This is a genomic window from Aureimonas sp. OT7 (assembly GCF_014844055.1).
GTDB lineage: Bacteria > Pseudomonadota > Alphaproteobacteria > Rhizobiales > Rhizobiaceae > Aureimonas > Aureimonas altamirensis_A.
Map to the genome: position 1 here is coordinate 324657 of NZ_CP062167.1, position 11128 is coordinate 335784.

At 65.3% G+C, this 11128-nt stretch carries 9 protein-coding genes; 7 read left to right on the forward strand and 2 right to left on the reverse strand.

Annotated features, from left to right (window positions below; all coding sequences use genetic code 11):
* Positions 1–24 precede the first annotated feature (24 nt).
* Positions 25–1602 carry a dicarboxylate/amino acid:cation symporter gene (locus IGS74_RS01600; protein WP_348641879.1) on the reverse strand — a complete coding sequence of 526 codons (1578 nt, stop codon included), beginning with the start codon at positions 1600–1602 and terminating at the stop codon, positions 25–27.
* Between IGS74_RS01600 and IGS74_RS01605 the strand changes: the two genes are divergently transcribed.
* From IGS74_RS01605 to yjfF, 7 genes are all read left to right on the forward strand, one after another.
* Positions 1603–3417 (forward strand): ATP-binding protein, encoded by a 1815-nt coding sequence (locus tag IGS74_RS01605; protein WP_192388815.1) that lies wholly within the window; start codon positions 1603–1605, stop codon positions 3415–3417. It abuts the gene before it with no gap.
* Positions 3414–4784, forward strand: a complete 1371-nt coding sequence (locus IGS74_RS01610) for a sigma-54 dependent transcriptional regulator (RefSeq protein ID WP_192388817.1) — start codon at positions 3414–3416, stop codon at positions 4782–4784. The genes IGS74_RS01605 and IGS74_RS01610 overlap by 4 nt, the downstream gene beginning before the upstream one ends.
* Before the next feature lie 267 nt (positions 4785–5051).
* Positions 5052–5249 carry a hypothetical protein gene (locus IGS74_RS01615; protein WP_039194604.1) on the forward strand — a complete coding sequence of 66 codons (198 nt, stop codon included), beginning with the start codon at positions 5052–5054 and terminating at the stop codon, positions 5247–5249.
* Between the two features lie 88 nt (positions 5250–5337).
* A complete protein-coding gene (gene ytfQ / locus IGS74_RS01620) occupies positions 5338–6300 on the forward strand; it encodes a galactofuranose ABC transporter, galactofuranose-binding protein YtfQ (RefSeq protein WP_192388819.1) in 963 nt (320 codons plus the stop codon).
* Positions 6300–7820, forward strand: a complete 1521-nt coding sequence (locus IGS74_RS01625) for a sugar ABC transporter ATP-binding protein (protein WP_192388821.1) — start codon at positions 6300–6302, stop codon at positions 7818–7820. The genes ytfQ and IGS74_RS01625 overlap by 1 nt, the downstream gene beginning before the upstream one ends.
* Positions 7817–8827, forward strand: coding sequence for an ABC transporter permease (locus tag IGS74_RS01630; protein WP_192388823.1), 1011 nt, complete (start codon positions 7817–7819; stop codon positions 8825–8827). The genes IGS74_RS01625 and IGS74_RS01630 overlap by 4 nt, the downstream gene beginning before the upstream one ends.
* The gene (yjfF, locus tag IGS74_RS01635; RefSeq protein ID WP_156122377.1) at positions 8824–9795 is read left to right on the forward strand and encodes a galactofuranose ABC transporter, permease protein YjfF; all 972 of its coding nucleotides are present in this window, start codon (positions 8824–8826) and stop codon (positions 9793–9795) included. The genes IGS74_RS01630 and yjfF overlap by 4 nt, the downstream gene beginning before the upstream one ends.
* Here yjfF and IGS74_RS01640 read toward each other — a convergent pair.
* A complete protein-coding gene (locus IGS74_RS01640; protein WP_197057531.1) occupies positions 9752–11035 on the reverse strand; it encodes a multidrug effflux MFS transporter in 1284 nt (427 codons plus the stop codon). The two genes, yjfF and IGS74_RS01640, sit on opposite strands and share 44 nt — an antisense overlap.
* Between the last annotated feature and the right edge of the window lie 93 nt (positions 11036–11128).

Consider the following 11128-nt stretch of genomic DNA (forward strand, 5'->3'; position numbering starts at 1 on the left):
TTCCACTTTTGCCCCCGGGGGCGCTTACTCGGCCGGTACGGCGATAGCCTCCGGCTGGGGCTTCGCCTCGCCACGTTCGTGGCCGCCCAGCACCGCATGCAGGCGGTCGGTGTCCAGTTCGCCCTCCCAGCGTGCGACCACGAGGGTCGCGACGGCGTTGCCGACGAGGTTCGTCAGGGCCCGGCATTCCGACATGAAGCGATCGATGCCGAGAATGAGCGCCATGCCGGCAACCGGCACGGCCGGCACGACCGACAGCGTCGCGGCCAGCGTGATGAAGCCGGCGCCGGTAATGCCTGCCGCGCCCTTGGACGACAGCATGGCCACCAGCAGCAGCAGGATCTGGTCGCTCAATGACAGGTCGATATTAGTGGCCTGTGCAATGAACAGGGCCGCCAGCGTCATGTAGATGTTGGTTCCGTCGAGGTTGAAGGAATAGCCGGTCGGAACGACGAGGCCGACGACGCTGCGCTTGGCGCCGGCCCGCTCCATCTTGTCCATCAGCGTCGGCAGCGCAGCCTCGGACGACGAGGTGCCGAGCACCAGCAGCAGTTCCTCCTTGATGTAGCGGATGAGCGCGAAGATGGAGAAGCCGTTGTAGCGGCATACGGCGCCGAGGATGATGACGACGAAGAGGATCGAGGTCAGGTAGAAGGTGCCGACCAGCATGGCCAGATTGGCGACCGAACTGATCCCGTACTTGCCGATGGTGAAGGCCATGGCGCCGAACGCGCCGATGGGGGCCGCCTTCATCAGGATGCCGACCAGCTTGAACATGGGCACCGATACGGCCTGGAAGAAATCCAGCACCGGCTTGCCCTTTTCGCCGACCATGCCCAGCGCGATGCCGAACAGAACCGAGAAGAACAACACCTGCAGGATGTCGCCCTCCGCGAAGGCCGAGACGATGGTGGTGGGGATGATGTTGGACAGGAAGCCGACCAGGCTCTGCTCATGCGCCTTGGTGGCGTAGTTGGCGACAGCGCTCGGATCCAGCGAGGCCGGATCGATGTTCAGCCCGGCGCCGGGCTTCACCACATTGGCCACGATGAGGCCGACGATGAGCGCCAGCGTCGAGAAGGTCAGGAAGTACGCCATGGCCTTGCCGGCGACCCGCCCGACCTTCTTCAGGTCGCTCATGCCGGCGATGCCGGTGACGATGGTCAGGAAGATCACCGGCGCGATGATCATCTTGACGAGCTTGATGAAGGCATCGCCCAGCGGCTTCAGGCTTTCGCCGAGCTGCGGATAGAAGTGCCCGAGCGCGATGCCGAGCGCGATGGCGACAAGCACCTGGACATAGAGTTGCGCATAGATCGGCTTGCGCTTCTGCGGGCCTGCGCCGGTTTCGACAGCCATGGGTACGGCCATGATATTCCTCCCGTATCGGTGGACAGGGTGACTGGGCACCCCATGTTCTCCCGGCCCGAAGCGACGCGCGCGGACCTTGGATCCCCCTTTCGCAAGCGGCGTGCCATTCGCTTGGCGCAGGCCTCTCATGCCGGATTTGCAGGGGTGACGGCCCCCCATCGACGCAATGCGGATCAGAATTGTGCGATATTTCGCTCGCGTGCCGCCGCCATTGTGCGGTAAACCGCACATATGAGATGGATCGCGAAACCCGGAACGATCTGGCTGGTGGCGGCACTGGTGGGGACACTTGCCTGTATCGGTGCGGCCGGGCCCCTGGCGCGCCAGCACAGGCTGTCCGAACTGTCCGAAGAAGCGGCGCGTGCCGCTCCGCTGGCGCGCGCCGTGCTGGCCAGCGAGATCGGCAAGCAGCGCAGCGTGCCCCTGATCCTGTCGCAGGACACAGACATCGCCAGAGTTCTGGCCACGCCCGATGCCGACGCCCTCCGGCGGACCGACGAGCGCCTGGCGCAACTGGCCGGAGAAACGGGCGCCAGCGTCATCTACCTGATCGATGCTGCCGGCGACACGGTCGCCGCGAGCAATCACGCGCAGGCCGACAGCTTTGTCGGCAATAACTATGCCTTCCGTGACTACTTCCAGCGCGCCCTGCGCCAGGTGGCGGGCGAACAATATGGCCTCGGGACCGTCAGCCGCCGGCCGGGCCTCTATCTTTCGCGGCGCGTGGATGGCGCGGACGGACGCGCTTTGGGCGTCGTTGTGGTCAAGGTCGAGTTGAACAGCGTCGAGCAGACCTGGGCGTCCAGTGGCCGCCCCACCTTCGTCGACGATGGGCGGGGCGTCGTACTTGCGACCAGCGTTCCGGGCTGGCGGTTCAGGGCGCTTCGTGCCCTGGCGCCGGAGGAGGCTCAGGCCATACGGGACAGCATCCAGTTCGCCGATGCCGGCCTGCAGCCCCTCGACATGACGGGCATGGCCGGAACGGCGGATGACGGCCTCGTCACCGTCGACGCCGGCAGCGGCATGCAGGCCCATGTGGAGGCGACCCTGCCTTTGCAGGAGAACCCTGCGGAGTGGCGCATCCACGTGCTGGTTCCGGCCGCGGCGGCGCTTGCGCAGTCGCAGTTGTATTGGCGCGGCGTGACGGCGCTCGCGCTGGCGCTGGCATTCGGCACGCTGTTCTTCCTGTATCGCAGGCGCCGCTGGGCCGCTGAACGGCGCGCCGACATGGTCCGTACCGCCGCCGTGCTGGAGCGGCGCGTGAACGAGCGTACCGCAGAGCTGTCCGCCGCCAATCTCCGGCTGGAGACGGAGATCGCCGAGCGCGAAAGCGTCGAGGCGCGCGTCCTGCGCCTGCGCGACGACCTTGCGCAGGCCAACCGCCTCGCATCGCTGGGGCAGATCACCGCCGGCGTGGCGCACGAGATCAACCAGCCGCTTTCCGCGATCCGCACCTTTGCCGAAAACGCCGGAACGCTCCTCGACAGGGGCGACGCCGCCCGCACCCGCGCGAACCTCGATACGATCGCCGGTCTTGCCGACCGGATCGGGGAGATCACCGGCACATTGCGCAATTTCGCCCGGCGGCAGACGGGCGTGCACCAAGTGATGGATGTCGCCGAACCGGTCGATGGGGCCGTCATGATGCTCCGCAGCCGGATGAAGCAGCAGAATGTCCGGCTGGAACGGCAGGCACCTTCCGGGCCGGCGCTGGTGGATGGCAACAAGACCCGGCTGGAGCAGGTTTTCGTCAACCTCCTGCGCAACGCGCTGGATGCGATGGAGGGCGAGGGCACGATCCGGATCCGGACGAGCGTCAGCAGCGACAGCGTCAGCGTCGCGATCGAGGATACGGGCCCCGGCCTGTCGCCGGACATGCTGGATCGCCTGTTTACGCCATTCTCGACCACACGGCAGAACGGCCTTGGCCTCGGCCTCGTGATCACCGCCGACATTCTCCGCGACCTCGGCGGCGGCATCACCACCGGCAACGCTTCATCGGGCGGCGCCTGCATGACGATCACGCTTCCAAGGGTTGCAGGATGAGCCCAACCATCAACCGGGTCCTGTTCGTGGACGATGACGAGGCAATGCGCTCGGCCAACGCCCAGACGCTGGAGCTGGCGGGCTTCGAGCCCGTTCTCGCGGCATCCGCGATGGATGCGATCGCGCGCCTGGAAGGCGGTTTCGACGGCATCGTGGTTTCCGACATCCGCATGCCGGGCATGGATGGGCTGCAACTCTTCGCGGCGATCCGCGCGATCGACCCGGACCTGCCCGTCATCCTCATAACCGGGCACGGCGATGTGGACATGGCGGTGTCGGCGCTCAAGCGCGGTGTCTACGACTTCATCCCGAAGCCCTTCGCACGCGACCGGCTCCTGGCCAGCATCGCCCGTGCCGTGGAAAAGCGCAGCCTCGTCCTGGAAAACCGACGCCTGCGCGCGATGGCCGCCGAAGTTGACGAAGACCTGCCCCTGATAGGGCAGACGCCGCAGATGCGCAGCCTTCGCCGCACCGTGCGACAGATCGCGCAGACCGATGTGGACGTTCTGATCGAAGGGGAGACCGGCTCCGGCAAGGACGTGGTCGCCAATCTCATCCATCGATGGAGCGCCCGCGCGCCCAAACCCTTCGTGGCATTGAATTGCGGCGCGCTGCCGGAAACGGTGATCGAAAGCGAGCTGTTCGGCCATGAGGCAGGCGCCTTCACCGGCGCCCAGAAAAGGCGCGTCGGCCGTATCGAGCATTCGGCGGGGGGCACCCTCTTTCTCGACGAGATCGAATCCATGCCGCCATCCCTTCAGGTCAAGTTGCTGCGGGTCCTGGAAACACGCCGGATCGACCCTCTCGGCACGAATGAAAGCCGGCCCGTGAACATCCGGGTCGTCGCGGCGGCCAAGGTCGATCTGGGCAATCCCTCCGAGCGTCGGGGTTTCCGCGAGGACCTTTACTATCGGTTGAATGTCGTGACCCTGCGCATCCCACCGCTGCGGGAGCGCATGGAGGACGTGCCGCTTTTGTTTGCGCATTTCCTGCAATCGGCCGCCCGTCGTTTCGGCCGGGAGACCCCTGCCCTGACGAAAGCCGTTCACGAACGCCTGCGCGCCCATCGCTGGCCCGGCAATGTCCGCGAGCTTTCGCATTACGCCGAGCGCACGGTCCTTGGACTGGGCGATATGGACTTCAGTGCGGCAAGTGCCGGCGCAACATCGTCCGACAGCACCGGGCCCCTTCCGGATCGGGTGGCCGCATTCGAGGCCGAGGCGATCCGGCAGGCCCTGCGCGACAACGCCGGAGACGCGCGCGCAACCATCGAGGCGCTCGGCATCCCGCGCAAGACTTTCTACGATAAGCTGCAGCGTCACGGTATTGCGCGCCGGGACTTCGGCTCCGCGTCGGACGAGGATTGATTGACCGCTCAACGACGGTCTGGTTGCGCTGGAATACTCCTTTTGATGTACAACGTATATGATGACACGCGTTCGTGATTAAAACTTATTTTGCAAAAATAACAATATCTTAGCTGACTTATATTTAGAATATTTTATATTTTGCAACCCTAAGTTGATATTTTTTGATCATTAAACTGATAAATGATATGCAACTCATTTCGCTTCCGTACGTTGTCTTCGGCGCAGCGGAAGCTGACTACTGCACCACAAAGGGGATTGGGTCGCATGACTGAACCGCTCGCTGCCAACATTGACCTCTTGACCGAGATGCTGCTTCGATCACGCGAGATCGCAGTGGACGAGAATCTCGATCAGCTTCTGCCGGCGCTGGACGCCGCCATCTTCATCGCCGGCCACGCAATGGCGGATCGAATGGACGACAGTGCATGGGCCTACCTGGACTCTGGCGCCACCTTGAACTGAGGAATACGTGCCGCTTGCCATTAGTCATACTTTATGTACTCTTGATTGCGAGGGCCACGTCAAGCGGGCCGTAATCGGGAGGAATGACATGCCAGGGAAAACGCTCGCAGCCGGAGCCGCGCTCCTCGCCGCCCTGCTTGCAGGGACTGTTTCAGCATCGGCGCTGACGGTCGGCTTCTCGCAGATCGGGTCGGAGTCCGGATGGCGCGCGGCAGAGACGACGGTTACCCGTCAGGAGGCCGAAAAGCGCGGCATAGACCTGAAGTTTGCGGACGCGCAGCAAAAGCAGGAAAACCAGATCAAGGCCGTGCGCGGCTTCATCGCACAGGGCGTCGACGCCATCCTGATCGCGCCGGTCGTGGCGACCGGGTGGGATCAGGTTCTCGAGGAAGCCAAGGAAGCGGAAATTCCTGTCGTGCTGCTGGATCGCCAGATCGACGCGCCGGACGACCTCTATCTCACGGCCGTCACGTCCGACCAGGTCTTCGAGGGCAAAGTTGCCGGCGAATGGCTGGTGAAGGATGTCGGCGACGCCGAATGCAAGATCGTGGAACTGCAGGGAACGACGGGTTCGTCGCCCGCCATCAACCGCAAGAAGGGGTTTGAGGAAGCGATCGCCGGGCACGACAACATCCAGATCGTCCGCAGCCAGACCGGCGACTTCACCCGGGCCAAGGGCAAGGAAGTGATGGAGAGCTTCATCAAGGCCGAAGGCGGCGGCAAGGATATCTGCGCGGTCTACGCGCACAATGACGACATGGTCGTCGGCGCCATCCAGGCCATCAAGGAAGCCGGCCTGAAGCCCGGAACCGACATCAAGGTCGTGTCGATCGACGCGGTGCCGGACATCTTCCGCGCCATGGCGGACGGCGAGGCCAACGCGACCGTGGAATTGACGCCCAACATGGCCGGACCGGCCTTCGACGCCATCTCGGCCTTCCTGGACAATGGCACGGCCCCGCCGAAGTGGATCCAGACGGAGTCGAAGCTCTACACCGCGCAGGACGACCCGATGGCGGTCTATGAGGCCAAGAAGAACCTCGGCTACTGATGGAAACGCCCGTTCTCGAGGCGCGCGGCATCGAAAAATCCTTTTTCGGTGTCCGCGCCCTCGACCACGTCGACTTCACGCTGGCGCGCGGTGAGGTGCACGCTCTCCTGGGGGAAAACGGCGCCGGCAAGTCCACCCTCATCAAAATCCTCACCGGCGCCTACCGGCGAGACGGCGGCGCCATCCGGGTGGACGGCGTCGAGGTGGACCCGCGCAATGTCGGCGAGGCGCAGAAGCTTGGCATCGGTACCGTGTACCAGGAAGTCAACCTGCTGCCCAACCTGACCGTGGCCGAGAACCTGTATCTCGGGCGTCAGCCGCGCCGTTTCGGGTTGGTCGACTATCGGCGGATGAATGCCGACGCGCGCAGCCTGATGAAGCGGTACGGCCTTTCCATCGATGTGAAGCAGACGCTCGACAGCTATTCAGTCGCCATCCGCCAGATCGTCGCCATCGCCCGGGCCGTCGACCTTTCAGGCAAGGTGCTGGTGCTGGACGAGCCCACCGCCAGCCTCGACCCGGGCGAGGTGGAGCTGCTGTTTGGCGTCATCCGCACCCTGCGGGACGAGGGGCTTGGGATCGTCATCATCACCCATTTCCTCGATCAGGTCTTTGCCATAGCCGACCGGATCACGGTGCTGCGCAACGGCAGGCTTGCCGGCAGCCGGCCCGTACGCGGGCTGCCGCGCATGGATCTGATCGCCCTGATGCTGGGGCGCGAACTGGAAGGCGAGACGCTGGGCCGCGCCGCGCCGCGCGCCCCTGTTGCCGAAGATCCGGCGTTCCGCTTCGAGAATTACGGGCGCAAGGGCGGCGTTGCGCCGTTCGACCTTGCCATCGGCACCGGGGAGGTGGTGGGCATCGCCGGCCTGCTCGGATCCGGCCGCACCGAGACCGCGCGGCTCCTGTTCGGTGCCGACCGCCGCGATAGCGGGTCCGCCTTCGTCGACGGGCAGGAAATTTCCCTCGGATCGCCCGAGCGGGCCGTTGCCGCCGGATTCGGCTTCTGCCCGGAAGAGCGCAAGACGGAGGGCATCGTCGCCGATCTTACGGTCCGTGAAAACATCGCCCTTGCGCTGCAGGCACGGCGCGGCTGGGCACGGCCCCTGCGGCGCAGCGAACAGGCCGCCCTCGCGGCCCGGTTCATCGAGGCGCTGGATATCCGGCCGGCCGATCCGGAGATGCCCATCAAGTTCCTGTCGGGCGGCAACCAGCAGAAGGCGCTCCTGGCGCGCTGGCTGGCAACCGAACCGCGCCTCCTGATCCTGGACGAACCGACGCGCGGCATCGATGTGGGCGCGCATGCGGAGATCATCCGCCTCATCGATACGCTGCGCAACGACGGCATGGCGCTGGTGGTCATCTCGTCCGAGCTGGAGGAACTCGTGGCCTATGCCTCGCGCATCGTGGTTCTGGCCGACCGTCGCCATGTCGCGGAGCTGACGGGAGACGAGGTAACGCCGGCCGCCATCATGGGGGCGATCGCCGCGCACGGCCACAGGGAGGAAGATGCGGCATGACCCGCCTGAAGCGGCTGGCGCCGCAACTCGTCGCGCTGGCCATCATCCTTACGGCAAACAGCTTCCTGTCGCCCGGTTTCCTGGACGTCAGCTTCCAGAACGGCCGCTTCTACGGCAGCCTGGTCGATATCCTCGTGCGCGGAGCCCCCGTCGGCCTTCTCGCGGTCGGCATGACGCTCGTCATCGCCAGCAAGGGCATCGATCTTTCGGTTGGCGCCGTGATGGCCATTTGCGGCGCGACGGCCGTCTCCCTGACACTTTCGGACACGTCCCTGCCCGCCGTGCTGGCGGCGACGCTGGCGGTGGGCCTGGCCTGCGGCATCTGGAACGGCTTTCTGGTCGCGGTGCTTCGCATCCAGCCCATCGTCGCGACATTGATCCTCATGGTGGCGGGGCGCGGTATCGCCCAGTTGATCACCGAGGGCGCGATCCTGACCTTCAACGATCCCGGCCTGGCCTTCCTTGGCTCCGGCGCTGTTTTCGGCATACCCGTCCCCATCCTGCTGCTGGCCTTCGTGGCGCTCGCGGTCGGGCTGACCGTCCGGCGCACGGCGCTGGGACTGCTGCTGGAATCGGTCGGCATCAACCGCACCGCCAGCACGCTGGCCGGCGTCCGCACGCGGTTCCTGCTGATCGCCGTCTACGCCCTGTCCGGGCTGACGGCGGCGATGGCGGGCATCATCGTCGCCGCCGACATTCGCGGGGCAGACGCCAACAATGCCGGGCTCTGGCTGGAACTGGACGCGATTCTGGCAGTGGTGATCGGCGGCAACTCGCTGCTGGGCGGCCGATTCTCCATCGTAGCCTCGCTGATCGGCGCGCTCATCATCCAGTCCATCAACACCGGCATCCTGATGGCGGGCTATCCGCCTGAATTCAACCTGATCATCAAGGCCGGCATCATCGTCGTCATCCTCGCGGTGCAGTCCCCGGCCCTGACCATGGCCGGGTCGTTCCTGCGGCCAAGACGCCGCGACGCCCGGCAGGAAAAGGCCGCTACCCGATGATCTCCGCACGCACCCTGCCGTTTCTGGCAACGCTTGCCATCTTCGTCGCCGCCTATGCGCTCTGCGTCACGCAGTATCCCAACATGCTGTCCAGTCGCGTCGTCGCCAATCTTCTGACGGACAACGCCTTTCTCGGCATTGCGGCGGTCGGCATGACCTTCGTTATCCTGTCGGGCGGCATCGACCTGTCGATCGGCTCGGTCATCGCCTTCACGAGCGTCTTTTTGGCCGTCACCATATCGGCCGGCCTGAACCCCTTCGTGGCGCTTCCGCTGCTTCTCGTCGTCACGGCGGCTTTCGGCGCGGTGATGGGGGCGGCCATCCACTACCTGACCATGCCGCCCTTCGTCGTCACGCTGGCAGGCATGTTCCTGGCACGCGGAGCCGCTTTCCTGATCTCGACGGACTCGGTTCCCCTGTCGGATCCGGTCCTGTCGGCCATTTCGAGCTTCTACATCCGCCTGCCCGGGGGCGGCCGGCTGACCGCCATCGCCATGGTGATGATTGCCGTCTTCGTGGTCGGCGGCATCCTGGCGCAGCGCACGCGCTTCGGCGCCAATGTCTACGCGCTGGGCGGTAATGCCCAGTCGGCGGAGCTGATGGGCGTGCCCATCGCCCGCACGACCATCCTGATCTATGCGCTCTCCGGGTTCCTGGCCGGCCTGTCGGGGATCGTCTACACGCTGTACACCTCGGCCGGCTATTCGCTGGCCACGGTCGGCGTGGAGCTGGATGCCATCGCCGCGGTGGTGATCGGCGGCACGCTCCTCACCGGGGGCACCGGCCTCGTGGCCGGCACCTTCGTCGGGCTGCTGATCCAGGGACTCATCCAGACATACATCGTCTTCGATGGAACCCTGTCCTCGTGGTGGACGAAGATTGCGATCGGCTTCCTGCTCTTCGCCTTCATCGTCCTCCAGCGCGTCATCCTCTGGCGGAGCGAGGCGCGGACGGCTGCGGCGGGTTGACCGACTTGAACAGGCGCCCGCGCTCGGTCGCCAGCACGATCAGGATGGCGACAAAGCCGAGCACGGCATAGCCCACCACGACCGGCGTGGCCGTGCCATCGTAATGCTGCCCGATATAGAAGCCCAGAAGCGCCCCGCCGACCGTGGTCACAAAGCCCTGGAAAGAGGCCGCCGTACCGGCCACCGAGCCCACGGGGTCCATCGCCATGGCGCTGAAATTGGGCATGACGAGGCCGAAACAGAACATCATCAGGGATTGCAGCAGCAGGAACGAAACGAGCGACTCATGGCCCGACAGGGCGATGGCCGCATGCAGGCATGCAATGGCGGTGAAGGCGACGATGGCCGTATGCGACACCAGACGCATGCCCAGTCGCTCGACGATCCGCGAATTGGTGAAGGACGACGCCGCCATGAACAGGGCGATCCCGGCAAAAAGCAGCGGGAAGGAAGAACCCGTGTCGAACACCTCGACGAAGATCTGCTGCGCCGAATTGATGAAGCCGAACAGGCAACCCATCACTGCAGTCGCCGCCAGCGTATACCCGAGGCAGGCCCGGTTGGTGGCGGCGATGCGGAACGCGCCGACGACCGCCGAAAAGATGATCGGCGAGCGGTTCTGAGCCGGCAGCGTCTCGGGCAGGCGCAGCCAGACCCACCCCGCCAGCAGGAAGCCGAACAGGCCGAGCGCGAGGAATATCCACTCCCATGGCGCAAAGGCGACGATGGCCTGCCCGAAGCTGGGCGCGATCACGGGGACGGCTATGAACATGATGAAGGCGATCGACATCACGCGGGCCATGTGCCGGCCCGAATAACAGTCGCGCACGATGGAGACGGCCAGCACGCGCGTCGCGGCGGAGCCGATCCCCTGCACGATCCGCGCCGCCATCATCTGGTCGAGCGAGGACGCCATCGCGGCGGCGCAACCGCCGATCGTGTAGACCGCAAGGCCGAACAGCAGCACGGCGCGCCGGCCGAACCGGTCCGACACCGGGCCGTAGAACAATTGCGCCACCCCGAAACCGAGAAGGTAGGCCGTGATGATGAGCTGGCGCTGGTTGTCGTCCGTGATGGACAACGCGTCGCCGATCTGCGGCAGCGCCGGCAGCATGGCATCGATGGCCAGGGCGTTGACGGCCATCAGCGAGGCGACGATGGCGACGAACTCGCGAAATCCCATGCCGGCATGCGGCGACGCAGGGGGCAGCCTGTCGGCTGTTTCCTGTGAACTTGTCATGAGGTTCGATTACCTTTTTCGGCCGGCGCGGAATGGCGCGGACCTGCGTCCTTTTAATCGTAAGTCAGGCATAAGGCCAGCCCGTACAAATCC